Source organism: Flagellimonas hymeniacidonis (assembly GCF_008040165.1).
Lineage (GTDB): Bacteria > Bacteroidota > Bacteroidia > Flavobacteriales > Flavobacteriaceae > Flagellimonas > Flagellimonas hymeniacidonis.
This window is the reverse complement of sequence record NZ_VRUR01000001.1, coordinates 1,474,655-1,501,546: the sequence shown is the minus strand read 5'-3', so window position 1 is coordinate 1,501,546 and position 26,892 is coordinate 1,474,655. Positions and strand designations below refer to the sequence as shown.

The window sequence follows — 26,892 nt, the reverse complement described above, 5'->3', positions numbered from 1 at the left end:
GCAAATTTAAACGCAATTGAGGAGAATTCGTAATTCCCCATGTTTTAAAGCAAAAAAAGTCTGTGAATGGTAATGAAAAAACGCATTTTAATTAGCCTGCGTATAAAAAATCTCAAGTTTTAATCTTTTATCCTCGTTTGCAGTGTCTACATTACTTCCAAAAAGCACGGTTCCTAGTGGATTTACTGTAGACATAAGAGGCATATCTACCGTTCCTGCTGCTCCCATAGCTTCGGAAACGCTGATGACACTAATGTTGGAAGTAACCGTTAAAGCCAATTTAGCATTGGTAGAATCTCTTACAATAATATTGTTGATATGATCCGTTATCCTTACCGTATATTTTAACCCTTTGCCATTCTCTTCTTCCAGTATGCCATCATAATTTAAAAAGGTACGTAAAGATTCGTTGGTAGAATCATCGGTTGTACGGTTTTCAGTGAACGCATTATAAATGGGCTGGCTTGTCTCTTGATTAAATAGGTATAACCTTGGCGGTTCATCTGCATTCATGCCCGAAAAGGCATCTTGATCTACATAAAACACCAAATTGGCCTCATTAATAATCCAATTGTTGGCCTTTATCTGATCAATAAAGTTTTGCCCACGAACCTGACTATCTTCATCCTCTCCAAAAAGTCTTATCTCGGCTATAGTTCCGGGACCACCTTTTACGTATATTCTGGAAGCATTTTCACCATTGTCCAGGGCACTTACTATTTCTGGTGGAAAAGCCGCATCCGTAAAGGTATTTACGGCATTGCCTATGAGGTTTCCATTATTGTTTAAAATAAGATTTAAAACAAAATCCCGTTCCACAGTTTCCACTTGTTCCTCCGTTGCATTATAATCTTGAAAATCATAGGTAATGGTAATGTTCGCCTGTGTTAAATCGAACAAAAACATCAACTCTTCCATATCTACACCAGATATATGAATCCCTCTGAAAAAGTCATTAAAATTTGCTTGGCTCAACAGTTCTGATTGTCCTTCCTTATCTAAAATCTCCTGAAAAAATGCAGTGTTTAGCTGAATTTTAAGTCCTGGGTTAAGCCTAGACTCCACTTGAAGGGACTCATCAACATCTTCAGTTTCGGGATCATCATCAGCAAAAGACAACATTTCTTCATTGCTAAATGCAACTGACCCATCTGTATCCGAGTCAAAAAACACGTCGGACACAAAGCCTGAAAAATCTTGATTGGAAAAATATTCTTGCGCTTCTTCAAAATTTGTATTGGGATCTAAATTCCTTAGAAAGAAGGTTGAACGAAAAACCTTTAGATTAACAGAACCCTCAATTATGGGATCCATAGGGTTGCTGGGTGCAGGCAAACCATATATACTATCTAAATCGAACCTTTTTGGAAACGTATTGGCTAAAAAATCATCTTCTGTTCCGTCCTCAGAGGCGTCTAAAGGATTAGACCCTATAATACGTTCATCATTATCGGTAACACCATCTCCATCTGTATCTGAGCTAGGATTTGTGGGGTCTGCATCAAACTGATCATCAACTCCATCTCCATCGGCATCTCTAAAAACTGCTGCTGCTTGCTGAAATGGTAGAAATAGAAAAACCTCCTTTACTGTTTCATTTTCTGGAATTGTTGAATCTAAATCATCTGTATCTGCACCATCTTCTGTGGCCTGGGAAGAATCTCCAAAGGTAGGGTTCGCAGCTCCTCCTGGAAAGGTTACCTGTGATACTATACTCGCAGTCCTTTGCCCATATATTGGATCATTGTACGTTCCTAATTGGTATAAAGGCAATCGGTTGGTCTGCACCACTTCTATCCCTTTGTTAAACGCAAAAACATCGAACACTTCTTTTGCTGTGGTAAATGGATCACCAGCTACTACACCTTCTCCAATGGTACCCAATTCTTCTTCTTCACAAGAAGTGATTAGTAGAAATAAAGCTCCAATACAGGCTGAAGCCTTTAGAATCCTATAAAATTTCATGCAACTTAATTTAAAACCTCTGTTTTATAGAAATTAGTGTATGCTTCCTCTGCCTCTTGAAGTGAAACATAGGGCAATACTGGTTTGGAAAGGTTGGCAACGTGATCTTTTAAGTCATCTGACACCTCTTCCGAGGCTAAAATAATCGCATCGGAATAATCCGCTGCTACTTTTAACAAATTATTATAGTCAGGCTTAGAAAGTGAGGAAACACTTTCGGTATCAATGCCATCAAAAGTAATTTTATTTATCATTTTATTATCCAACTCCCCTTCATAACCTTTGTCATAAATTGAAGTCACTATTTTACTATCTGCAAACAAGGGCTCATCTGCATAATATTTTCGAAGGTACAGCGGCAGCAATGATGCCATCCAACCATGCACATGAATAATATCTGGGGACCAATTTAATTTCTTAACTGTTTCCACAACACCCTTTGCAAAGAAAATGGCGCGCTCATCATTATCAGGAAATAAATTTCCATCTGCATCGGCAAACGTTGCCTTTCTTTTAAAGTATTCTTCATTATCAATAAAATACACCTGAATTCGCTCCTTGGGAATTGAAGCAACTTTTATGATAAGGGGCATATCCATATCATTGATAACCAAATTCATCCCTGATAATCGAATTACCTCGTGTAATTGATGCCTTCTTTCGTTAATGTTCCCATATCTGGGCATAAAAATGCGTATCTGACCCCCATTACTGTTGACCATTCTAGGCGCTTCATACGACATTAAGGAAACTTGATTCTCTGGGAGGTAAGGCACTAATTCAGAAGATACAAACAATATCTTTTTACCATTCATAAACACTTTCTTTTGCTTATCTGAAAAACGTAGCTGCAAAAGTACAAAAATTATGCTGATTAGCAGTATTTATAGTATTTTTGCACGCTTTTGAACTGCTTTTATGCTAGTATTTGATCAAAAAAAGGAAATTAAGTCCTTCCTACACCAAGAAAGAGTCAAAAACCATACCGTAGGATTGGTTCCGACTATGGGAGCTTTGCATCAAGGTCACCTCTCTTTGGTAAAAAAAGCACTTTCGGAAAATGACTTGGTGGTAGTAAGTGTTTTTGTAAATCCTACGCAATTTGATAAAAAGGATGATTTAGAAAAATATCCTCAAAACCTAAACAAGGATTTAGATCTACTAATAAGTGTTTCCAATAAGATTGTGGTATTTACCCCTTCTGTTGATGAAATCTATGGGGCAACTGTAAAATCCCAAATGTATGAGTTTGACGGATTGGATAAAGTTATGGAGGGCGAGTTTAGAGAAGGACATTTTAATGGGGTTGGAACCATTGTGGAACTGTTCTTAAGAACTGCTTCCCCAGATAAGGCCTATTTTGGTGAAAAGGATTTTCAGCAACTTCAAATCATTCGAAAAATGGTTGAATACAAAAATCTACCTTATACAATTGTAGGCTGCCCTATTGAAAGGGAACCACATGGTTTGGCCATGAGCTCCAGAAATGAACGCCTGTCAAAAAGCACTAGAAAAAAAGCAAGTTTTATCTATACTACCCTACTAACTGCCAAGGAAAAATTTGGCACGGAAAGTGCTCATGTTATCTCGGAATGGGTAAAATCCCAGTTTAGCAAAAATGGAGTATTAGAATTGGAGTATTTCGAAATTGCAGATGAAGATACGCTTACTCCAATGCTTAAAAAACAGGCAAATAGAAAATATAGAGCGTTCATAGCCGTTTACGCAGATGACGTTCGTTTAATAGACAATCTAAGATTGAATTAATTAATTTTGCACCATGCAAATAGAAGTTGTAAAATCTAAAGTTCACAGGGTAAAAGTCACAGGGGCAGACCTTAATTATATTGGTAGTATTACCATTGATGAGGATGTAATGGATGCCGCTAATATAATAAGAGGTGAAAAGGTTCAAATTGTGAACAACAATAATGGTGAGCGTTTAGAGACCTATGCCATCCCAGGCCCGCGAGGTTCTGGAGAACTTACATTAAATGGAGCCGCCGCCCGTAAAGTGGCCGTTGGTGACATATTAATATTGATAACCTATGCATGGATGGACATTGAGGAAGCAAAATCCTTTAATCCTTCATTGGTTTTTCCAAACGAAGAGACTAACCTTTTGAATTAATTTTGAACAGCTCGCTCAAAAAAATTCTAAAAATTGTAATTCCCATACTTATAGGAGTTGGGCTCGTTTTTTACTCCTTTTCTACAACCACACCAGAGGACAGGGAAAAAATTCTTGAGTCCATTCAGAATGCGAATTTATTCTGGGTTTTCCTATCAATATGTATCGGTATTTTAAGCCATGTCTCGAGAGCCATCCGCTGGAACTACCTTTTGGCACCGCTAGGACACAAACCAAAGCTTATTAATAATGTACTGATTATTCTAATCAGCTATTTTGCAAATACCTTGGTACTTAGATCAGGTGAGTTTTTACGAGCCACGGCGCTAAACACCTATGAAAATGTTCCTTTTGAAAAAGGATTTGGCACTATTGTCACCGAAAGAATTATTGATGTGATAATGCTTTTGTTGGTTATTACCGCTGCGCTGCTTTTTCAAACTGATGTAATTCTAGGAATTCTTCAGGAAAACGGAATAGGGCTGGCTGGATCTCTAATACTTTTGCTCGTCGGCGTGCTAGGGCTGTATGTTGCTATACGACTAATTAAAAAATCTACTTCAAAATTTGCTGTCAAGATCAAGACATTTCTAAATGGTCTTTTGGATGGAGTGCTGAGTATTTTCAAAATGAAAAACAAGGCCGCTTTTATTTTTCACACCTTCTTTATCTGGGCTTGCTATATTGGGATGTTTTGGGTGATTAAATTTACAGTGCCCGAAACTACAGCACTTCCATTAGGAGCATTTCTTGTGGCATTTGTTGCTGGATCTTTCGCCATGGTAGCCACAAATGGCGGATTAGGTCTTTTTCCAATAGTAGTTACAGCAGCACTATCTGTTTATGGTGTAAGTAAAACCTCTGGTGATGCCTATGGTTGGATTCTGTGGACGTCCCAAACCTTAATGGTCGTTGTTTTTGGTACAATATCCTTTATTGTCTTACCGTTATTGAATAGAAATCGGTAGACCCCAACCAGTAAAACTTTACTAATGAAAAGATGTCTATTTATATTGATAGGCCTTCTGTGTTTTAATTTAGGAGCACAGGTGAAAAAGGAAATTTTTGAATCCTTCAAGCTTCAAGAAAGAAGAGGGGTCTCTTATTACTTTCCAGAAGACTATTCAGACGATAAAAAGTATCCTTTAATTCTTGTTTTGGATGCTGAATACCTTTTTGATATTGTGGTTGCAAATGCTAGGTTTTATAGTCGCCACCACAGAATGCCAGAAGCTATTATTGTTGGTATAGATCAAGCAGAAAACGAGCTCCGTTGGGAAGATTGTGATTTTGAACAAACCACTGGTTTGCCCACCGAAAAAGGTGCAAAATTCTATGAATTTCTGGGCACCGAGCTTATTCCGTTCTTAGAAACACAATACAGTGTTGCTCCTTTTAAGATGTTCATTGGCTATGACATTACCGCAAACTTTGGCAATTACTTTCTATTTAAAGACAAGTCGCTTTTTAATTCCTATCTATCCATATCTCCTGTATTGGCAACTGAAATGGAAAGTAGGGTCCCCGCTAGACTATCAGACCTGAATCAAGAGATTTTCTACAATGTTGTATTGGAAAAAGAAAAGACAGAAGATAGGCAGCGTATTCTGCAAATGAACAACGCCGTTAAATCTATAAGCAAAGAGAGTCTACACTACTTCTTTGATGAATACGATGATGCCGATCATGTTTCTATTGCTGCCTATGGCATTAGTAAGGCATTCGATAATGTTTTCAAAATATTTAGACCTATTAGTCCAAAGGAATACAAGACTGAAATTCTCACCTCAAACGACCCTGTTTTCAAATATCTGGAAGACCGATATGATATGATTGAAAAATTGCTTGGATTCCAAAAGCCAGTAGAGCTCAATGATATTATGGCTATTTATGCAGCTTGTTTGAAAAAAGACGATTTTGAATCTCTAAAACCACTAGCGGAATTGTGCAAAAAACAATTTCCAGACACCATGTTAGGTTTTTATTTTGAAGGAGAATACTTTGAAGAAATGGGTGAACCCAAGAAGGCTTTCAAAACATTTGAAAAAGCATTTCAAATGGAAGAAATCGATTTCTTAACCAAAGATATGGCGTTGGAAAAAATCGATGCATTAAAAGCCGACTTCGGTTACTAAAATCTAGTTTCTTTTTAGGACTTTGCTATCTTTAGGCCAAACCAAAAAAGGGTAATGGCCAAAACCAAAACTGCTTTCTTCTGTCAAAATTGTGGCACCCAATATCCTAAATGGATTGGACAGTGTTCATCTTGCAAACAATGGAACACCATAGTTGAAGAAGTGGTGCAAAAAGAAGACAAAAAAGCATGGAAAAGCGGTTCAACTTCTACCAAAAAAGCCTCTGCCCCTTTACGGATTTCCGAAATAAGTAATGAAAAGGAACTTAGATTAGACACTCAAGATCAGGAATTTAATAGAGTATTGGGCGGGGGAATAGTTCCAGGCTCATTAATTCTATTAGGTGGAGAGCCTGGAATTGGAAAAAGTACCCTTTTACTTCAAATTGCTTTAAAATTAGCATACAAAACACTTTACGTGTCTGGAGAAGAAAGTCAAAAGCAGATTAAAATGCGGGCGGACCGTATTCACCCAAATAGTGAAAATTGTTTTATTCTTACTGAAACCAAAACCCAAAACATTTTCCAACAGATAGGCGCCTTAGAACCAGATTTGGTAGTAATCGATTCCATTCAAACATTACACACCGATTATATTGAATCCGCTGCAGGAAGTATCTCTCAAATACGGGAATGTACGGCCGAGCTCATCAAATTTGCAAAGGAAAGTAGTACCCCAGTAATTCTGGTAGGTCATATTACCAAAGATGGTACTATTGCCGGCCCTAAAATTTTAGAGCATATGGTAGATACGGTCCTCCAGTTTGAGGGAGACCGTAATTATGTATATCGCATTCTTCGTTCACTAAAGAATAGGTTCGGTTCCACTGCCGAGTTAGGAATTTATGAAATGCAAGGAAGTGGGCTTCGTGAAGTGAACAACCCTTCAGAAGTATTGATTTCAAAAAATGATCAAGACCTCAGCGGAACAGCCATAGCAGCTACCGTTGAAGGGATGCGCCCTTTATTAATTGAGATTCAAGCCTTGGTTAGCACAGCAGTTTATGGAACCCCACAACGTTCTGCAACCGGGTTCAATGCCAAACGTTTAAACATGCTTTTGGCTGTGCTTGAGAAAAGGGCTGGTTTTAAATTGGCTGCAAAAGATGTTTTCCTAAATATTACTGGTGGGATTTCTGTTGATGACCCCGCTATTGATTTGGCAGTTTTAGCAGCAATCTTATCGAGCAATGCTGATATCCCTATTGAGAAAGGGGTTTGCTTTGCTGCAGAAGTTGGCCTTGCTGGGGAAATACGTCCAGTACAACGTGTAGACCAACGCATTCTTGAAGCAGAAAAACTGGGTTTTATCCAAATTTATGTTTCCAAAAGCAACAAAATAGGGTTAAAAAACACTTCTATTCAAATACAGTTGGTTTCCAAAATTGAAGATGTGGTCACGTCCCTATTCTAATCACAACTAGTTTTCTAAGCCTTATCTTTTTATATTTAGAAAACCTTTGTTTTGAAAACATTCAGGAATTCTATTTTCTTAATCGGTATACTATTTCTCTCCTGTTCCGAAACGGTCAAAAGTCCAAGTAACAAAGAATACTATGCAACTTGGCAACATTATTTGGGAGATCCAGGAAGATCTCATTACTCAACCCTCTATGATATTGATACTTTAAATGTAGGCCAACTAAAACTTGCCTGGACATACAAAAGTGGTGGGGTTCAAGAGGGAAGAACTACCCAAATTCAGACCAATCCTTTAATTCTAGGCAATACGTTTTTTGGTGTAAATGCAGCTATTGAGCTTTTTGCATTAGATGCGCAAACCGGTCAGGAACTATGGAAGTTTAGCCCCAATTCCTCTGACAATTCTGAACTTGGTGTCAATAGGGGGTTAAGCTTCTGGAATTCAAATTCTGCAGAAAAAAGTAGATTGTTTTTTTCCTCTGGTTCAAAACTCTTCGCTGTAGATATTGAAAATGGGGAGTTGATTCCATCTTTTGGAAAAAATGGAAGTATCGATTTAAGGGATGGTTTAGGAAGAGATGCAGAGAAATTATCAGTTGTTGCCAATACTCCTGGAACTATTTACAAAAATCTTTTAATTCAAGGAACGCGTGTGGGTGAGGGTCCAGGGTCTTCACCTGGCCATATACGAGCCTACAATGTGTTAACAGGAGAAATAGCATGGACATTCCATACCATTCCACAACCCAACGAATATGGATACGATACCTGGCCCAAAGAAGCATATTCCAAAGTAGGTGGAGCCAATAGCTGGGCAGGACTAGCCGTAGATTTGGAAAGAGGCATCGTTTACATCCCTACAGGGTCTGCCGCCTTTGACTGGTATGGGGGAGATCGCGAAGGGAAGAATTTATTTGCGAATTCCTTATTGGCGCTTAAAGCGGATACGGGAGAACGCATCTGGCATTTTCAAATGGTGCATCATGATATGTGGGATCGGGATCTACCCGCACCGCCCAACCTTCTAACCATTACTCGTGCCGGAAAAGAAATACCCGCTGTAGCTCAGGTTACAAAAAGCGGTCATATTTTTGTGTTTAATCGGGTAACAGGAGAACCATTGTTTCCTATAGTGGAGAAGTCCTATCCCAGTTCAACCTTAATAGGAGAGCATGCGTTTCCTACGCAGCCCTTACCTACAAAACCCAAACCGTTCGCAAGACAAATCCTCACTGAAAATGATTTATACGACCCAAATCGGAAAGCCTTTGTGGATGATTTGGTAGAGAAAAGCGAGGATACGGATTCCCCCACTGTTCTTGAAAAATTAAAATCAATTACATCGCAAGGTCAGTTTATGCCCATTGATACTACTGGTGTGGTGCTTTATCCCGGTGCGGATGGGGGAGCTGAATGGGGAGGGGCCGCTTTAGACCCTACAACCGGAGTAATGTATGTAAATTCAAATGAGATGGCATGGATTGTAAAAATGAAAGCCATAGGTCAAGAAGGCGCAAACGTTTCAATTGGCGAATCATTTACACAAATACATTGCGCTCGTTGCCATGGAGGAGAGCTCCAGGGCCTAACAGGAATTCCAGAGCTTCAAAATGCACATCTACGCTTGAGCCCTGACACTATAAAGGCTATAATTAAAAAGGGAAAAGGCGCAATGCCAGCAATGCCAAACCTTACCAAGAAAGAAATAGATGAGATTGCTTATTTTTTAATGAATCTTGATGAAGACACGGATCACAGGACAGAAAAAATAACCCTTGATGTCCCTTATGCATTATCTGGTTTTGGACGTTTTAAAGATGACCGCGGTTTTCCAGTGGTTAAACCACCATGGGGTACACTGAATGCCATCAATCTAAACAATGGTGAGTTTTTATGGAAGGTTCCTTTGGGTCATGAAGAAAGTTTGAATGACCCTAAGATTCCTGTATCAGGAATTGAAAATTATGGTGGCCCAGTAATCACAGCTGGTGGTGTTTTATTTATTGCCGCCACAAAGGATGAAAAAATTAGAGCCTTTCATATGAAAACAGGAGAATTGCTTTGGGAAGACAATCTTCCCGCGGGTGGTTATGCCACACCAGCCACCTACGCAATTGAAGGCAAACAATATGTTGTCATTGCTTGCGGAGGAGGAAAAATGGGAACTCCATCAGGTGATGAATATCGAGCGTATGCTCTAGACTAATGCACCTAAGGTGCAGGATTGGGAATGGTATTATGAATCTCCTCAATCCCATCCAGTACCTCATCAGAAAGCTCAATATCTATACTCCCAATGTTTTCCTTTAGCTGCTCCATAGATGTGGCTCCAATAATATTGCTGGTTACAAAAGGTCTTGTATTAACAAAAGCTAAAGCCATTTGAGCAAGACTCAATCCGTTTTCCACCGCTAAATCATAGTATTTTTGAGTGGCTTGGGTCGCTGTTTCTCCACTATATCTATTGTAATTGGGAAAAAGGGTCACTCTCGCCTTTCTAGGAGGTATCTCTGTTAAATATTTTCCACTCAACACTCCAAAACCAAGCGGAGAATATGGCAACAAGCCTATATTTTCACGTGTAGAAATTTCAGATAGACCAACTTCAAATAGCCTGTTTAATAGGTTATACGGATTTTGTATGGTCAACATTCGTGGCAAACTTTGATGCACTTTGCTTTCTTCCAAAAAACGCATGGTTCCCCATGGAGTTTCATTAGAAATTCCCACATGTCTAATCTTCCCTTCTTCAATTAAATCCCGAAGCGTTTCCAAAACTTGATGCACATTATCTTCCCAAGGGTCAATAACATGAGCATTAAATCCGCGCTGTCCAAAATAATTGGTGTTTCGTTCTGGCCAATGCAGCTGGTATAAATCAATGTAATCTGTTTGCAGTCTTTGAAGACTACCCTCTACTGCCTTAATAATGGATTCCCGGCTAAAACCTGTGGTACGTATAAATTTGGTATAATCACCTCTCCCTGCAATTTTTGATGCCAAGACCACTTTGTCTCGATTCCCATTCTTTTTAAACCAATTACCAATAAATTCCTCTGTTACCGCATATAACTCTTTTTTGGCCGGTACGGGGTAAAGTTCTGCAGTATCAAAAAAATTGATGCCCTGCTCTAGTGCATAATCCATCTGCTCGTGGCCTTCTGCTTCGGTATTCTGCCTACCCCAGGTCATGGTTCCTAAACAGATTTTACTCACCTTAATATCGGTATGTGGAAGTCTGGTGTATTTCATTTAGCAATTTTTAGACGTGCAAAAGTACTCAATACTTACTTCTGGAATTTAAAGCAATGGTTATTTTTCTACTTCTAAAAGAATAGGGCAGTGATCGCTATGCTTGGCATCAGATAAGATCACCGAACGTTTTAATCTATCTTTTAAAGATTCATTCACCATCCCATAATCTAATCTCCAACCTTTATTGTTTGCCCTGGAATTGGCCCGGTAACTCCACCATGTATAGTTATGCGGCTCTTTATTAAAATGTCTAAAACTGTCTATAAAACCACTTTTCATAAAACTACCGATCCATTCCCGCTCCACTGGCAAGAATCCAGATACATTTTTGTTTCGTACCGGATCATGAATATCAATAGCTTCATGACATATATTGTAATCCCCGCAAACAATTAAATTGGGCCGCTCCTTTCTAAGTGCATCAGCATATTTTTGAAAGTCTGCCATATAGGTGAGCTTAAATTCCAAACGGTCCATATTGGTTCCAGATGGCAAGTACATACTCATAACGGAAATATCTCCAAAATCCGCTCGTATATTTCGCCCTTCAAAATCCATATAGTCAACTCCAGTGCCAAATTCAACATGGTCCGGTTCTTCCTTGCATAGCAAAGCAACCCCACTATATCCTTTTTTTTGTGCACTAAACCAATAATGATGTTTATAGCCCGCTGCCACAAACAAGGACACATCTACCTGTTCTTTCATTGCTTTGGTCTCTTGCAGACAAACCACATCTGGACCCACAGTTTGCAACCAATCTATAAACCCTTTGTTTAAAGCCGCCCTTATTCCATTTACGTTATACGATACTATCTTCATTTCTAAATTTTCACTAAAAATAACCAATGTACTTGGCTATTTAAAATTGAAGTTTTTGACAGAGATGACTAACTTTAATTTTTGGAACGCTAATTGCTTATTCTTGGTGGAATTAAAATCACTATTATGAAAAACCTAGTCTTTTTTGGTCTTTTACTTTCTGGATATGTAATGACCGCCCAGGCGTATCCAGCATTCAGCAACAATCATGAAATAAAGTTCAATGCAGGGCTTTTCATAGCTACTAGTATTGTAGAGGGTTCTTATGAATACTACCTGAGCGAAGACACCAGTTTTGGCGGTACGGTTTATTTTGATAATGATGCCACAGACTACAACGGGGATTTTGGAATTGGGGCAAACTTTAGGGCATACTTTGGTTACCAACCCCGTAGCGGTTTTTTTGCTGAGGCCTTTGGGGTGTATTACACCGGCGAAGACAACGAAGCTGGTGACCCTTTAGCGTTTAGGGACAATGAGTATAATACCGTAGCATTAGGCTTGGGGTTAGGAAATAAATGGGCTACCCGAAGTGAAAAATTTACCTTGGAAATTCATGGCGGATTTGGCAGAAATATCAACCCTGAGGATTTTCAAGATACCTTTATGTACCGTGGAGGATTATCTGTGGGCTTCAGGTTTTAATCCTTAATTTTAGGCTTAATTTTTTTTTTGATGACAGCCTTATTATTGATAGACATACAACTTGGTCTCCAAGAAACCAATTATTACGGTGAAGAACGTAGCAATCCAGAAGCAGAAGCCAATTGCCAAAAAATTTTAGAGGCTTTTCGCGAAAAAGCTTTACCCAGGTTCCATATTCAGCATTGCTCCACAAATCCGGAATCTCCCTTACATCCTACCAAAGAAGGAAACGCATTTCATCCTTCCACTCAACCTAAAAATGGAGAACCTATTATTCAAAAAAATGTGAACAGCGCTTTCATTGGAACGGATTTGGAAGCACAGCTAAAGTCTAAAAACATAACTGATGTGGTTATTGTTGGGCTTACTACTGAGCATTGTATCTCTACCTCAACTAGAATGGCCTCCAATCTTGGATTTAATACTACCTTAATTTCCGATGCCACAGCATCTTTCAATAAAATTGGGGTTACGGGAGAAAAGTATAGCGCGGAACTTATCCATAATACTGCGTTGGCCAATCTTAAAGATGAATTTGCCATCATAAAGGATACGGCAACATTATTAAAGGAGCTACGTAATTAGTTGCTATTTTTATAGGATATTCATTTTAAATTCTCCCTTATGTTGCGTTATGCAATTCCCTTTATTTTTTGTGTTATTGTGCATTTCTCCTCGTGTTTTTCTCAAGAAAAACCATTAAAAATAGGAGTAGCTGGCCTTACACACACTCATGTGCATTGGATTCTGGGCATTGAAGACAATCCCAATATAGAAATTGTAGGAATGGTGGAACCCAACCGCGATTTGGCTAAACGCTATTCCGAACAATACGGATATTCCATGGATTTGGTCTTTGATACTTTGGAAGAAATGATTGCAGCCACAAAACCAGAAGCCGTTACAGCATTTGGAACCATTTATGACCATTTAGAAGTCGTTGAAGTTTGTGCACCAAAAGGCATTCATGTCATGGTGGAAAAACCTTTGGCAGTGAGTTTAAAACACGCAAAACAAATGAAAGCATTAGCGGAAAAGCACAACATTCATTTATTGACCAATTATGAAACTACTTGGTACCCCACCAATCACAGCGCTAAAGAATTACTAGATCAAGGGAAAGTGGGTGATTTAAGAAAAGTAATCGTCCGTGATGGACATCGTGGACCTGCCAAATTAGGAATCAACAGTGAGTTTTTGGACTGGTTATTAGATCCAAAAGATAATGGAGGAGGAGCAATCATGGATTTTGGATGCTATGGTGCCAATTTAATGACCTGGCTCAAAAATGGAGAACGACCCAATACCGTAACAGCAATTACCCAACAATTACAGCCTGAAAACAATCCAAAAGTGGATGATGATGCTACTATTATTCTTACCTATGATGATGCCCAGGCAATTTTAGAACCATCTTGGAACTGGCCTATGGGTAGAAAAGATATGGAGGTATATGGATTAACAGGTGCTATTTATGCTGACAACAGAAACGATTTACGTATCCGTATTGCAGAAGGGTATGATGGATACAGTGAGGAACAATTTACGCTTAAGGAAAGGGAAGCTCCTTTTAATGATCCTTTTTCCTTCCTTGCTGCAGTGATTAAAAACAAGATTTCGCTTCCCCCTCACAACCTTTCATCACTAGAAAATAATATGGTTGTGATGGAAATTTTAGATGCCGCAAGAGAAAGTGCCAAAAAAGGAAAAACTATCACATTAAAAAAATAATATTTTAAGTTCCGCTATACCCTCATGAAAGATTTCCTCTCTGTTCTATTTTTACTTTTTACAATGCAGTTGTTCTCGCAAGAAATCAAAAAAGATTCAGTAACCCAATTGGATGAGATTATCCTTTTGGAGGATGTAATAACCAAAAAAGCAGTAGGAATAACCCCCTCTTCAACTATTGGCCCGACCACTTTTGAAAAATTCAACCCCATCGATATCGCCTCGGCCATAAATCAAGTGTCCGGAGTCTACATCCTCTCGGGGGCATTAAACACCAATCGCATAACCATTAGAGGGGTTGGGGCCAGAACACCTTTTGGGACCGACAAACTTCGCTTGTACTTTAATGGCATTCCCGTGACCAATGGCACTGGCTCTTCAACTATTGAGGCTTTCGATTTTGAAAACTTAAGAGCTATTGAAATCATTAAAGGCCCAAAAGCCACCTCATTTGGTGCCAATTTAGGCGGAGCTATTTTATTGGACACCAAACCTGTTTTTGAAGATGAGACTAAATTGGTCAACAATTTTACCATAGGGTCATACGGTATGTTAAAGGATAATCTGGCCTTTCAACACTCCAACAATAAATTGGACCTTAGTTTTAGCTACAACCATTTTGAAACCGACGGCTATCGGCAAAACAATAACTTTGACCGCGATGGTTTTTTGCTAAATTCCAATATAAAAATCGGTTCCAAAGGCAGTTTGGGAATATTAATCAATTACATAGATTATACTGCACAGATTCCCAGTTCCCTAAACCAAACCGACTTTGATGAAGATCCTACCCGCGCCGCTGCCAATTGGTTGGCTGCACAAGGGTTTGAGGCTAACCAATATACGCTTCTAGGATTATCATATACACATCAATTTTCGCAAAACCTTAAAAATACCACCAGTATTTTTTATACCTATTTAGATCATTACGAACCTCGTCCGTTCAATATTTTGGATGAATTTACCAACGGTTTTGGTCTACGAAGCCAATTTGAAGGACAATGGGCTAAGGCCCAATACACTTTTGGTGGAGAATTGTATAAGGATGAGTACCACTGGGGCACATTTCAAAATCTATTCAGGGACAATAATGGCAATGGCAGTCTAGAGGGAGATAGACTTAGTCGCAATCAAGAATTTAGAAGTCAATTGAATCTTTTCGGCACGATTACCTATCCTCTGAGTGCTGCTTTTTCAGCCCAAATGGGTCTCAGCCTCAACAATACTGACTACGATTTTAGAGATTTGTTCAACCAAGGTATTGCCAATACTTCTGCCGAACGGAATTTTGATGCCATTTTGCTTCCTAGTTTTGGATTGCAATATCAATTTAAGCAGGGACAATTATATACCAACATCAGCCGTGGATTTAGTAATCCTAGTCTAGAAGAAACTTTAACTCCAGATGGGGTCATCAACCCAGATATTGCACAAGAAACAGGCACCAATTTTGAACTGGGCGGGCAGTTTGCGTTGCTAAGAAAACATTTGTCGTTAAATTTTGCGCTCTACCGTATGAACATTAATAACCTATTGGTAGCGCAACGCGTAGGCGAAGATCAATTCATTGGCCGAAATGCTGGAGAAACGCGGCACCAAGGATTGGAGTTGGATGCCAAATATGCCCTTCGGCTTTGCAAACAACTGGTGCTATCTCCCTACCTAAGCTATACCCTAAGCGATCATAGCTTTGTCGATTTTGTAGATGGTGATGATAATTTTTCCGGAAACCCTTTGACTGGAGTGCCCAAACATCGCATCAGTTCTGGGGTGGATTTCCGCCATACAAATGGGTTACAACTAAACTTGACCCATCAATTTGTGGATGACATTCCACTAACGGATGCCAACAGCTTAAATAGTGATTCTTTCAATGTTTTCAATGCAAAACTAGGATATCAAACTAGCCTGTCTTCACATTTTTCTTTGGGATTAAACGCAGGAATAAACAATCTTTTCGACACCAATTATGCGCAAAGCGTATTAATCAACGCCTCAAGTTTTGGTGGTGCGCTTCCTCGCTATTTTTATCCGGGGAATGGACGAAATGTTTATGGAGGATTTAAGTTGAGTTACCTTTTGTAAGCACCTCAACCTTAGGAGCAGTTTACTTTGCATATCATGGCTTTATTGGTTAGGTTTATATACGTCAATCCTAAACCAAAACTAGCATGAAAACCCATATACTCCTAGGCCTTGTACTACTTTGCTTAATTAGCTGTAAGACCAATCCAGAACCTGCTCCCCAGCCCAAGTTTGAACATGATATTACCGAAGGCCCTACCCCCTGGACCAGCGACGAATTTGAACTGGAGGAGGAAGATTTCACCTTTGGGATCATTTCGGATCTAAATGGTGGGGAGCGGGAAGGCGTCTACAGTACCGCGGTGACACAATTGAATATGCTGGACCCCACTTTTGTCCTCAGCGTTGGCGATCTTATCGATGGCGGCACCGAAGATACCGAACAATTGACCAAGGAATGGGACTCGTTTGATGAACGTACCGCTAAATTAAATATGCCTTTCTTTTATCTGGGCGGCAACCATGATCTTACCAACCCTGCCATGCGTACATTTTGGAAAAACAGATTGGGGCCACGCTACTATCATTTTGTATATGAAGATGTATTGTTTTTAATGTTGGATTCTGAAGATTACGAAGAAGAGCGGATGATGGAGATTTACAAGGCCCGAGCCAAGGCCATAAAAATTATTAAAGGAGCGTTGGAGGGCACTTTTGAAGACTCCGAATACTTTCATATGCAAGAGCGCCGGGTAGGTGGTATGGGTGATGGGCAGTTCAACTATTTTAAAGGGGTGTTGGAAAAATACCCAACCGTAAAATGGACTTTTGTGCTTATGCACAAACCTTTATGGATGCGTGAGGATGAAAAAGGTTTGGGCAAGTTGGAGGCATTGCTGGCAAATCGTCCCTATACAGTGATTAATGGGCATTTTCATTCCTTTTCTAACCAAACGCGCCATGGTAGAAGTTATACTATTTTAGGCACTACGGGCGGAGGCCAAGATCCAGCAGACTCTCTCTCCTTTGATCATATTACCTTGGTACGGATGGCTAAAAAGCCTGTGATTACCCATTTAAAAATGGAAGGGATTTTGGATGAAGCAGGGAAGGTGCCAGAGGGATTGTGAGCCGTGATCAAAGAATGCGTTCTACATTATACTTTAAGTTATGTATCGTTTATATGCTATATTTAGGAGTATAACGATGTATTATACATCCATATAAACAAGTTGGCACCAATCAATTCAAAATCAAATAAAAATGAAAGTTACAGCCGAAAAAAATGAAAAGGTTGCCAATATGATATTTGCATCCATTTATCCACTTTACCTTAATAGATTGAAGAAAAATGGGAGAACAAAAGAAGAACTCAATCAAGTAATTAAATGGCTTACTGGTTTTGATCAAGAGGCTTTACAAGCACTTATTGATGATAAAGCAACCTTTAGAACATTTTTTCAAAAAGCTAAAATACATCCTAACGCACACTTGATTAAAGGAGTCGTTTGTGGTTATCGAATTGAAGAAATAGAGGATGAATTTGAATTGTATAAACAATGTAGACGCATGGAAAAGCTGATTGATGAATTGGCAAGAGGTCGTAAAATGGAGAAAATTTTACGTGAAGAAAAAAAGTAGAAACTGGTGCTAACAAAACCTAAATTGCATTAACTCACCTACGTCGAGACTTCGATGGAACCAAACGCAGTTTAGCCAAAACGTTGGCGGCAATTATAATCGAACATAGTAGTAAATGAAACCAGAAGATTTTATAAAAGAATATGAAGCTGCCTTAAAAACGCAGGATTGGAAAAATGTTGACCCGTTATTTCATGATAATGCCTGTGTAACTTTTTCTAATGGAACAATTCATATGGGGAAATCAAAAGTTAGAATTGCCTTTGAAAAAAATTTTTCAATGATTAAGAACGAAGAATATTCAATACAAAATGTACGATGGATTCTTAAAAAAGAATCTATGGCCGCTTTTGTGTTTGAATTCTACTGGGAAGGAATAATCAATGAAAATCTTACAAAAGGAAACGGAATTGGGACCACAGTTCTAATTAATGAAAATGGGAAATGGATTTTGCTAACTGAAAATCTGAGTAAAAAAGCAGAATGATGAATATAAAGATTTCGCTATGTGCGTGGCGGAAAGCTAACGCCAATTTGCTCCCGTACTGTTCATAGCTCAGACCGTTATGTATAATATGACAAAATAACCTCTAAAATGGCAAAAAGTAATCAATTAGCTAAGCGACTTCGAGAAGTGATTCTAAATGGTACTTGGATTGCGAATACAAATTTTAAAGACCAATTGGAGGGCTTGGATTGGAAAATTGCAACAACAGAATTTGAATCATTAAATACGATTTCAATTTTGTCCCAGCATATCCATTATTATATCGCTGGAATAAAAAACGTGTTTACTACTGGAAAACTTGAAATTAGAGATAAGTACAGTTTTGATTTCCCACCTATTAAATCGCAAATTGAATGGGAGACATTTCAAAACACATTTTGGAGTGATACAGAAAATCTTGCTGCATTAATAGAAAAAATGACAGATGAAGAATTGAATCGAGACTTTGTAAATGAAAAATATGGAACTTATTATAGAAACATTGATGGAATGATTGAACATAGTTACTATCATCTTGGTCAAATTGTTCTGATAAAAAAAATGGTTTGAACTAAAATTAAGAAAATGCAAATAACAACATTTCTAACGTTTGTAGGTAATCAATGCGGAAGGGCCGAAGAAGCAATTAATTTTTATACTTCAATCTTTCCGAATTCGGAAATCAAAAGCATAACAAAATACTCAGAAGGAGAGGCTGGAGGAACACCAGAGCTTATCAAATATGGAATATTTACATTAAATGGTGTTGAATACGGAGTCTCTGAAAGTAATTATAACCATGCCTGGTCATTTACTCCGGGAGTGTCACTGTTTGCTGAATGTGGCTCAGAAAATCAGATACAAACTCTATTTGATGAGCTTTCTTCAAATGGTGGTCAGGTTATGGTTCCTCTTGACGATTACGGCTCAGAAAATTATGGCTTTGGCAAAAAATTTGGATGGTGTGAAGACAGATATGGTATTTCATGGCAACTGAACCTTTCAGAATAACTTCACATTTTATGAGCTTCAAATGACAAAAAGATTGACTCTAGCCTATATTTTTTCCAATATCTTGGTGCTAAGATTATTACCAAAGAGGAATTGTTTTTAAGGAAAAACCCAGCAACAGACCTTGGCTTTGGCGGGAGGGAAGACTAAAAGACCTCGATGGAAAACAGCTTAAATCCACCTTGGAGAAGTTAAATGGGGCCCGGATAAAATCGTCTTAACCCTGCCTGTTTTAATAATCCTGTGAATTGGCTAACTTTAGGCATATGCAGCCAGTTTCTTAAGAAAAAGCTGGTCTTCATTCATCAATCATATGTCATAACCATGAAACATTCCTTAACACTATTGATTTTTATCCTCTCCTTTTTTGTAAAAGCTTCCGACCTAAAGATTTCAACACCTTTGCTCTACGCCGAAGGAGATACTCCCTACACTATATTTAATGTGAGTTGGGACAATGCATGGAACAACGAAAAAAACAATGATGCTGTTTGGCTGTTTTTTAAATCATTATCATCTGAAAAAGGGTATCAACATATTAATATATTGAAAGAGGGGCATTCCATAGTTTCGGTTTTTTCGAACAATATGACTTTAGATTTTGAAGTGCCAAGCGATGGCATTGGCTTATTTCTTAAACCAAAAAATACATTTAGAGGCAAGGTAGAAGCCACTATTAAAGTGTTGTTGGATAAAATAAGTTTTGTGGACGTTGATCCCATAAATTGGTATTTTACTGCCTACGGCATTGAAATGGTGAATATCCCCGAAGGATCTTTTACCTTGGGAGACCCAGATACAAAAGCGCAGGAATATGGCAGTTTCTTCGCGCCCAAAAAAAAAGGCGATGCTACTGGATTAGTTGCAATCAATTCAGAGCGTCAAAAATTAACGGTATCCGAAACGGGGGATCTATTTTATGAAGCAGGGCCAGAGCACTACGAAGGGGATCAAAAAGGACCTATCCCTTCCAGCTATCCCAAAGGGGTCGTTTCATTTTATGTCATGAAATATGAGCTCAACGAAGGCCAATATGCAACTTTTCTGAATAGTCTTGCACAAAGTCAAATCAGTGATAGGGTAATAATCAATGAAGAAAAATACACCATACAGGGTGGAACTATCACTTTTGAAAATGACTCGTATTCCACAGAAAATCCAAGCAAACCTTGTCTCTTTGTGGGTTGGGATGACGCCATGGCTTTTGCAGATTGGGCCGGTTTAAGACCTATGACCGAGTTTGAATACACAAAGGCAGTAAGAGGTCCTTCCCAACCTATTGCAAAGGAATTTCCATGGGGCTCAAATAGCAAAGAAAAAATGCAGCGAATTCCGAGTGATGATCGTATGCTAATTATGGCCAACGGATGGGACGAGTCACAATTAACAGATGCCACAAAAGCGCACTTCGGAGCATCATACTATTGGGTAATGGATATGGCCGGTAGTTTGTGGGAAAGAGTAATTACCATAGGACATCCAATTGGAAGAGCTTATATTGGGTCACATGGTGATGGGACCTTGTCTCCTAGTGGTACCGCTACTGACCAAAATTGGCCAACGGGTGTGAGAGCATCCGGAGGTATAGGTTTCCGTGGCGGAGGTTTCTATGGTTATGATCGAGAATATCATGAGTTTAATCCGTTTAGTCCAATTGCCTATAGAACATATGGTGGGTGGCATGGCGGGATGCGGAATAATGCCTATGGAACAAGATTTGTTAGAAGTTCAAACTAGACCTAACCATAATCTGGTATAATCGATACGAATTAAATGAAAACTATAAAACTGCAATCCAACCCAGAAGTTAAAGCCGTTTTTGAAGCGTACCCTAAAAAGGTAAAAGGCAAAATGGAAAAGTTGAGGCAATTGGTTTTGGAAACTGCGGAGGAAGTAGAGGAAATAACCACTTTGGAAGAAACTCTAAAATGGGGAGAGCCTAGTTATCTCACCAAAAAAGGAAGTACGCTTCGTATGGACTGGAAGCAAAAAAGTCCAGATCAATATGCAATGTATTTCAAATGTACAAGCCAATTGGTGCCATCGTTCAGGACCGTGTTTAAAGATGTATTTTCTTTTGAGAAGAACCGTGCCATCGTTTTTCAATTGGATGATGAACTTCCGAAAACGGAATTAAAGCAATGCATCAAAGCTACATTAACGTACCATAACGTAAAGCATTTACCGCTCTTGGGATTATGATCATTACAAAAAACACATGAGAAGCGTATTATTGATACTGGTTTTACTGGCTTTCAATCTTTGTTGGAGTCAAACAGTTGCTGCACCTGCTACTTTAGTAGATGCTGCCATGGAACTTACTCGGCAACAAGTGACTTATGACCCAAGCTACTTTTCCATTGATTATCCTAATGGAGATGTCCCCAGCAACAAAGGGGTCTGTACTGATGTCATCATCCGTGCCTACCGAAAAATGAGTGTTGATTTGCAACAAAAAGTACACGAAGACATGAAAACTAATTTTAGTGCCTATCCCAAGATTTGGGGACTATCCCGTACAGATAAAAACATAGATCATCGTCGTGTCCCCAATCTAATGACCTATTTTAAACGCCAAGGTGCAGAAAAGTCCATTTCCAGTCAGGCCAAAGATTACCTCCCTGGCGATGTTGTTTGCTGGAATTTAGGAGGTGCCATTACCCACATCGGCATCGTGGTCAATAAAAAATCCAATGATGGAAAACGCAATTTAATTGTACACAACATAGGTCGCGGGCAGGTTTTGGAAGACATGCTTTTTGACTTTAAAATTATTGGACATTATCGTTATCATCCTATTTCACCCTCAAACTAAAAAGTCAATGTCAGTATATCAAAAACTTGCAGATGTAGGTTCCAAGTTTATTAAAAAGCATACGCTCTTTAAATATGGGTTTAATCTATCCCCCATGTATAGAAGGAGTACCGCCAGAGTAACTCATGTATCGGAAGATCTGCTTCAGGTAACTGTAAAACTTCCCATTACTTATAAAAACAGAAACTATGTGAATTCTATTTTTGGTGGCAGTATGTTTTCCGCTGTGGACCCAATTCCTATGGTGCAGTTGATTAATCTACTGGACAAAAACTATGTGGTATGGGACAAATCTGCCGAAATTTTATTTAAACGCCCTGCCAAAGAGCATCTTTATGCTGAATTTAGTTACACCCCTCAGGAACTTGATACAATCAGAACTAAAGTGAGTCTAGAAAATGAAATGGAAATTGTTAAAATAACGAATCTTACCAATCGGGATAAAACCCAAGTATTTTGTCAAGTAAAGAAGACGATTTACATAGCGGATAAAAGTTATTTCAAAAAGAAAAGGGAAGAAAAAAGAGCAAAATAACTCACTTGATTATGGTATATTGTAACAGTTAAAATGGAGCTTTTGCATCCGTTTCAAACCTAACTCAAAACAACTATCTATGTCCGATTTGGAAATTGCAAAAGGGGTTACGCTACAACCCATTTCAAACATTGCGGAAAAGTTTGGGGTGAATCCAGACACCATTGAAATGTATGGCAGACACAAAGCCAAGTTACCCTTACAAGCAATCAACAAAGAACAAGCTGAAAAGAGTCATCTCATTTTGGTATCGGCAATTTCTCCAACCCCAGCTGGGGAGGGAAAAACTACCATGTCCATAGGCCTTACAGAAGGATTAAACAGGTTGAACAAAAAAACCACTGTGGTTTTAAGAGAACCCTCATTAGGCCCTGTTTTTGGGATTAAAGGTGGTGCTACGGGAGGTGGATATTCGCAGGTACTACCTATGGAGGACATCAATCTTCATTTTACAGGTGATTTTGCCGCTATTGAAAAAGCCCATAATCTTTTATCGGCTGTAATTGACAACAATATTCAAAGTAAGACCAGGTCTTTGCGTTTGGATCCAAGAACCATTGGTTGGAAACGTGTCATGGATATGAACGATCGTTCGCTACGGCATGTTATTGTGGGGCTGGGAGGCACTACCTCAGGTGTGCCCAGAGAAACCGGTTTTGATATTACTGCAGCCTCAGAAATTATGGCCATTCTTTGTCTGGCGGAAAACTTAGGTGACCTAAAAAAGCGCTTAGGAAATATCTTCATAGGTTACACTTTTGATAAAGAGCCTATTTATGCCAAAGACCTAAAGGCAGAAGGAGCCATGACCGCTTTGCTCAAAGATGCCATCAAACCCAATTTAGTACAAACTATAGAAGGGAATCCTGCCATTATCCATGGAGGACCCTTTGCCAATATTGCGCAAGGTACCAACTCCGTAATTGCTACCCGAATGGGCATGTCTTACTCTGAATATACCGTTACCGAAGCTGGTTTTGGATTTGATTTGGGGGCAGAAAAGTTCTTTGACATCAAATGTCAGAGTGCTGATTTAAAACCGAAGGCAGTAGTTCTTACTGCTACTGTGCGTGCACTAAAATATCATGGAGGGGCAGATTTAAAATCACTTACCAAACCCAATGTGGAAGCGCTTAAAAAAGGCCTCCCAAATTTGGAAAAGCATCTAGAGAATATTGCCAAATTCAATATTGTCCCTGTTATTTCCATCAACAAATTTATCACTGATACGGATGCTGAAATTGAGGTAATTAAAGACTTGGCAGCAGCTAAAGGTGTTCGCATTGCAGTGGCCGAGGTTTGGGCCAAAGGTGGAGAAGGTGCCGAAGAGTTGGCACAGCATGTTATCGATGTTGTGGAATCCAATGTTTCAGATTTTACCCCTTTATACAAATGGGAATCCAGTGTCATGGACAAAATTGCCATTATTGCCACTGAAATTTATGGCGCAGAGCATGTAGATTATACCTCAAAAGCGAAAGCACATTTACGTAAAATTTCCAATTTGGGTCTTGATCATTTGCCCGTCTGTATCGCAAAAACCCAAAAATCATTATCGGACAATCCCAAACTATTGGGGCGTCCAAAAGACTTTATAATTACCGTAAGAGAGATTGAAATTGCCGTAGGTGCCGGATTTTTGGTTCCTATTACAGGAGACATCATGCGTATGCCCGGCCTACCTGCTCATCCTTCCTCCGAAGGTATCGATGTAAATGATGAAGGTGAGATTACAGGTTTGTTCTAGTAACAGGAAATCGTTTATCTCTACTAGATTCGCTGCAACCAATACCGCATATCCACTTCTTTGGAGATAATAGCCTTTACCTGATCTAGTGCTACACGTTGCTGTTCCATGGTATCCCTATGACGAATAGTGACTGTATTATCCTCTAATGTTTGATGGTCCACGGTAACACAAAATGGCGTACCTGCAGCATCTTGGCGACGGTACCGTCTCCCGACCGCATCTTTTTCATCGTAAACTACATTGAAATCCCATTTTAGCTCATCGACAAGTTTTTGAGCAACTTCTGGAAGCCCATCTCTTTTTAACAAAGGAAGTACAGCAGCTTTTGCGGGTGCCAATACAGCCGGAAGCTTAAGAACCGTTCTTGTGGTTCCATTTTCCAATTCTTCTTCTTTTAAGGAGTTCGAAAACACCGCCAAAAACATACGATCTAGACCTATAGAAGTTTCCAAGACGTAAGGCACGTAGCTCTTATTTTCTTCAGGGTCGAAATATTGCAGTTTTTTACCGGAAAATTCCTCATGCTGACTTAAATCAAAATCGGTACGGGAATGGATTCCTTCCAATTCTTTGAATCCAAAAGGAAACTTAAATTCAATATCAGCAGCGGCATCAGCATAGTGTGCTAATTTTTCATGATCATGAAAACGGTAATTTTCTTCTCCCATTCCCAATGAAAGGTGCCACTTCATTCGCTTTTCCTTCCACTTTTCGTACCACTCTTGCTGTGTGCCCGGTTTGATGAAGTATTGCATTTCCATCTGTTCAAATTCCCGCATGCGGAAGATAAACTGCCGCGCCACAATCTCATTCCGAAATGCTTTTCCGGTTTGTGCAATTCCAAACGGGATTTTCATCCTTCCTGTCTTTTGAACATTCAAGAAGTTGACAAAAATACCTTGGGCAGTTTCGGGTCTTAGGTACAAATCCATAGCAGAATCTGCAGAAGCTCCTAACTTAGTGCCAAACATCAAATTGAACTGCTTCACATCTGTCCAATTTTTAGAACCTGAAAGTGGGCAAGCAATCTCCAATTCCTCAATCAGTGCTTTTACGTCGGCCAAATCTTCATTTTCCAAGGACTTGCCCAAACGCTTTAAAATTCCATCCCCCTTGGTTTGGTAATCCAATACCCGCTGGTTGGTCTCTAAAAACTGTTTTTTATCAAAACTATCTCCAAAACGCTTGGCCGCTTTGGTAACTTCCTTGTCTATTTTGGCTTCAATTTTGGCTACATAATCCTCAACCAAAACATCGGCACGATATCTTTTTTTGGAATCTTTGTTATCTATCAGAGGGTCATTAAAGGCATCTACGTGACCCGATGCTTTCCATGTGGTCGGGTGCATAAAAATGGCCGCGTCAATGCCAACAATGTTGTCATTAAGCTGCACCATGGCCTGCCACCAATATTCACGAATGTTCTTTTTTAACTCAACACCGTTCTGTGCATAATCATACACCGCACTGAGTCCATCATAAATCTCACTGGATTGGAATACGTAACCATATTCCTTTGCATGGGAGATAACCTTCTTAAAAATGTCTTCCTGATTTGCCATTGCGCAAAAATAGAATTTTACCCTAAAAGAAATGCTTTATTTCAACTGAAATTCGGTAGAGGCCAATAGTCTTTCGTCCTCAAAAACATTAAGGGTATAAATTCCTTCTGCTAAGGAGCCTTCAGGGACGGTAATCGCATCACAAACGCTAATTTCTTTCCCTGTATAGACAATTTCTACTTTTTTGCTGTACGTATTCCCGCTTACGGAAATCGTATTTGCATTATCCTCAATAACAGCCATATTGGAATCTAAAAACTGTAGATATAAGACTTTTACATCACCATCCTCGTTGGTATCGCTAAGAATGGTAACACAGCCCCGTAATTTTTCTATGGTAGACGCCTTATTCGTTTTTAGAGGACGCCCAGCCCTTAATCTAAAACCACTACCCTCGGCATCTTGCAGTTTTAGGTAGCTTTTTATTTTTAACTCTCTTGCAAGTTCTTTGTTAGTTTCCCGTAACAAGGATTCTGCCTTTTCCATATTACTTGCCCTTCCGCGTACTTCTTCGAGTCGTTTTCGGGTTTCTTCATACCTACTGGCCAAAAGGCTATTGTTGTATCTAAGAAAGTTGTTTTTGAGTTTTAAGCTATCAAACTTGACCTCCAACATGCGAAGTTCTTTTCTGGTCTCTTTTAGCTTAACAATACTGAAATTTAATCGACCAACAGAATCCAATAATTGTTGTACCTTGAATCTTGATGTTTGTAACTCAATATCATTAACCTCATTAAGTCCAGACAATCGATCTACCTCTGCCTTCATGAGTGTTAAATCTTTCACCAAAAGGGATTTTTCCTGCTCTAAAAAAGACATTTGATTTTTGGACTGCGCATAACTGTAATAGAAGGCTATTAGAATACCCACTATTACCGCAACAAGTGCGACAAAAATAATCTTGTAGTTAAAATTGTTATCCTGGGCATCCATGGGTTAATAGGCTACTCTAAAACGTATA

General features: G+C 39.1%; 26 protein-coding genes. 20 read left to right on the top strand and 6 right to left on the bottom strand.

All coding sequences use genetic code 11. The annotated features are described in order from the left end of the window. Window positions 1–87: 87 nt before the first annotated feature. A complete protein-coding gene (locus tag FVB32_RS06775) occupies window positions 88–1,965 on the bottom strand; it encodes a DUF4270 family protein (RefSeq protein ID WP_147742453.1) in 1,878 nt (625 codons plus the stop codon). A gap of 5 nt (window positions 1,966–1,970) precedes the next feature. Further along, on the bottom strand, window positions 1,971–2,780 hold the full coding sequence (locus FVB32_RS06770; RefSeq protein ID WP_147742451.1) for a glycogen/starch synthase: 810 nt from the start codon (window positions 2,778–2,780) through the stop codon (window positions 1,971–1,973). Between the two features lie 103 nt (window positions 2,781–2,883). Between FVB32_RS06770 and panC the strand changes: the two genes are divergently transcribed. The 6 genes from panC to FVB32_RS06740 are packed head-to-tail and all read left to right on the top strand — an operon-like array spanning window position 2,884 to window position 9,858. Then, entirely contained in the window at window positions 2,884–3,732 is an 849-nt protein-coding gene (gene panC / locus FVB32_RS06765) for a pantoate--beta-alanine ligase (RefSeq protein ID WP_147742449.1), read from the top strand. A gap of 13 nt (window positions 3,733–3,745) precedes the next feature. Continuing rightward, window positions 3,746–4,096, top strand: coding sequence for an aspartate 1-decarboxylase (gene panD, locus FVB32_RS06760; RefSeq protein WP_147742447.1), 351 nt, complete (start codon window positions 3,746–3,748; stop codon window positions 4,094–4,096). A 2-nt stretch (window positions 4,097–4,098) separates the two neighbouring features. After that, complete coding sequence (locus FVB32_RS06755) at window positions 4,099–5,064, top strand: lysylphosphatidylglycerol synthase transmembrane domain-containing protein (RefSeq protein WP_147742445.1); 966 nt, start codon at window positions 4,099–4,101, stop codon at window positions 5,062–5,064. Between the two features lie 24 nt (window positions 5,065–5,088). Next, window positions 5,089–6,231, top strand: coding sequence for an alpha/beta hydrolase (locus tag FVB32_RS06750; RefSeq protein ID WP_147742443.1), 1,143 nt, complete (start codon window positions 5,089–5,091; stop codon window positions 6,229–6,231). A 54-nt stretch (window positions 6,232–6,285) separates the two neighbouring features. Continuing rightward, complete coding sequence (gene radA / locus FVB32_RS06745; protein ID WP_147742441.1) at window positions 6,286–7,644, top strand: DNA repair protein RadA; 1,359 nt, start codon at window positions 6,286–6,288, stop codon at window positions 7,642–7,644. A 51-nt stretch (window positions 7,645–7,695) separates the two neighbouring features. Then, entirely contained in the window at window positions 7,696–9,858 is a 2,163-nt protein-coding gene (locus FVB32_RS06740) for an outer membrane protein assembly factor BamB family protein (RefSeq protein WP_147742439.1), read from the top strand. Window positions 9,859–9,863: 5 nt separating this feature from the next. Here the strand turns inward: FVB32_RS06740 and FVB32_RS06735 are convergent, their stop codons facing one another. Both FVB32_RS06735 and FVB32_RS06730 read right to left on the bottom strand, forming a co-directional pair. Beyond that, entirely contained in the window at window positions 9,864–10,904 is a 1,041-nt protein-coding gene (locus FVB32_RS06735) for an aldo/keto reductase (protein ID WP_147742437.1), read from the bottom strand. A 60-nt stretch (window positions 10,905–10,964) separates the two neighbouring features. After that, complete coding sequence (locus FVB32_RS06730) at window positions 10,965–11,729, bottom strand: exodeoxyribonuclease III (RefSeq protein ID WP_147742435.1); 765 nt, start codon at window positions 11,727–11,729, stop codon at window positions 10,965–10,967. A gap of 126 nt (window positions 11,730–11,855) precedes the next feature. On the opposite strand from FVB32_RS06730, the gene FVB32_RS06725 reads away from it, so the two are divergent. From FVB32_RS06725 to FVB32_RS06660, 14 genes are all read left to right on the top strand, one after another. Next, on the top strand, window positions 11,856–12,374 hold the full coding sequence (locus FVB32_RS06725; protein ID WP_147742433.1) for a hypothetical protein: 519 nt from the start codon (window positions 11,856–11,858) through the stop codon (window positions 12,372–12,374). 30 nt (window positions 12,375–12,404) lie between these two features. Continuing rightward, complete coding sequence (locus FVB32_RS06720; RefSeq protein WP_147742431.1) at window positions 12,405–12,959, top strand: cysteine hydrolase family protein; 555 nt, start codon at window positions 12,405–12,407, stop codon at window positions 12,957–12,959. A 39-nt stretch (window positions 12,960–12,998) separates the two neighbouring features. Beyond that, window positions 12,999–14,105, top strand: a complete 1,107-nt coding sequence (locus FVB32_RS06715; protein ID WP_147742429.1) for a Gfo/Idh/MocA family protein — start codon at window positions 12,999–13,001, stop codon at window positions 14,103–14,105. Between the two features lie 24 nt (window positions 14,106–14,129). Next, window positions 14,130–16,190: a TonB-dependent receptor family protein gene (locus tag FVB32_RS06710; protein ID WP_147742427.1), complete on the top strand. Its 2,061-nt coding sequence runs from the start codon at window positions 14,130–14,132 to the stop codon at window positions 16,188–16,190. 86 nt (window positions 16,191–16,276) lie between these two features. Then, a complete protein-coding gene (locus tag FVB32_RS06705) occupies window positions 16,277–17,260 on the top strand; it encodes a metallophosphoesterase family protein (protein WP_147742425.1) in 984 nt (327 codons plus the stop codon). Between the two features lie 133 nt (window positions 17,261–17,393). Next, window positions 17,394–17,771, top strand: coding sequence for a DUF2200 domain-containing protein (locus FVB32_RS06700; RefSeq protein ID WP_147742423.1), 378 nt, complete (start codon window positions 17,394–17,396; stop codon window positions 17,769–17,771). Window positions 17,772–17,886: 115 nt separating this feature from the next. After that, window positions 17,887–18,258 (top strand): nuclear transport factor 2 family protein, encoded by a 372-nt coding sequence (locus FVB32_RS06695; RefSeq protein ID WP_147742421.1) that lies wholly within the window; start codon window positions 17,887–17,889, stop codon window positions 18,256–18,258. Between the two features lie 108 nt (window positions 18,259–18,366). Then, the gene (locus FVB32_RS06690) at window positions 18,367–18,828 is read left to right on the top strand and encodes a DUF1572 domain-containing protein (protein WP_147742419.1); all 462 of its coding nucleotides are present in this window, start codon (window positions 18,367–18,369) and stop codon (window positions 18,826–18,828) included. A 15-nt stretch (window positions 18,829–18,843) separates the two neighbouring features. Next, the gene (locus tag FVB32_RS06685; protein ID WP_147742417.1) at window positions 18,844–19,269 is read left to right on the top strand and encodes a VOC family protein; all 426 of its coding nucleotides are present in this window, start codon (window positions 18,844–18,846) and stop codon (window positions 19,267–19,269) included. A 324-nt stretch (window positions 19,270–19,593) separates the two neighbouring features. Next, window positions 19,594–21,006 carry an SUMF1/EgtB/PvdO family nonheme iron enzyme gene (locus FVB32_RS06680; RefSeq protein WP_147742415.1) on the top strand — a complete coding sequence of 471 codons (1,413 nt, stop codon included), beginning with the start codon at window positions 19,594–19,596 and terminating at the stop codon, window positions 21,004–21,006. 36 nt (window positions 21,007–21,042) lie between these two features. Beyond that, window positions 21,043–21,471 carry a DUF1801 domain-containing protein gene (locus tag FVB32_RS06675; protein ID WP_147742413.1) on the top strand — a complete coding sequence of 143 codons (429 nt, stop codon included), beginning with the start codon at window positions 21,043–21,045 and terminating at the stop codon, window positions 21,469–21,471. Window positions 21,472–21,487: 16 nt separating this feature from the next. Further along, window positions 21,488–22,084: a DUF1287 domain-containing protein gene (locus FVB32_RS06670; protein WP_147742411.1), complete on the top strand. Its 597-nt coding sequence runs from the start codon at window positions 21,488–21,490 to the stop codon at window positions 22,082–22,084. Between the two features lie 7 nt (window positions 22,085–22,091). Beyond that, window positions 22,092–22,619 carry a DUF4442 domain-containing protein gene (locus FVB32_RS06665; RefSeq protein WP_147742409.1) on the top strand — a complete coding sequence of 176 codons (528 nt, stop codon included), beginning with the start codon at window positions 22,092–22,094 and terminating at the stop codon, window positions 22,617–22,619. A gap of 79 nt (window positions 22,620–22,698) precedes the next feature. Continuing rightward, complete coding sequence (locus FVB32_RS06660) at window positions 22,699–24,366, top strand: formate--tetrahydrofolate ligase (protein ID WP_147742407.1); 1,668 nt, start codon at window positions 22,699–22,701, stop codon at window positions 24,364–24,366. A gap of 23 nt (window positions 24,367–24,389) precedes the next feature. On the opposite strand, the gene FVB32_RS06655 is transcribed toward FVB32_RS06660, so the two are convergent. Together FVB32_RS06655 and FVB32_RS06650 are read right to left on the bottom strand one after the other, a co-directional pair. Further along, a complete protein-coding gene (locus FVB32_RS06655; RefSeq protein ID WP_147742405.1) occupies window positions 24,390–25,931 on the bottom strand; it encodes a glycine--tRNA ligase in 1,542 nt (513 codons plus the stop codon). A 36-nt stretch (window positions 25,932–25,967) separates the two neighbouring features. Further along, on the bottom strand, window positions 25,968–26,864 hold the full coding sequence (locus tag FVB32_RS06650) for an AAA family ATPase (RefSeq protein WP_147742403.1): 897 nt from the start codon (window positions 26,862–26,864) through the stop codon (window positions 25,968–25,970). Window positions 26,865–26,892 lie beyond the last annotated feature (28 nt).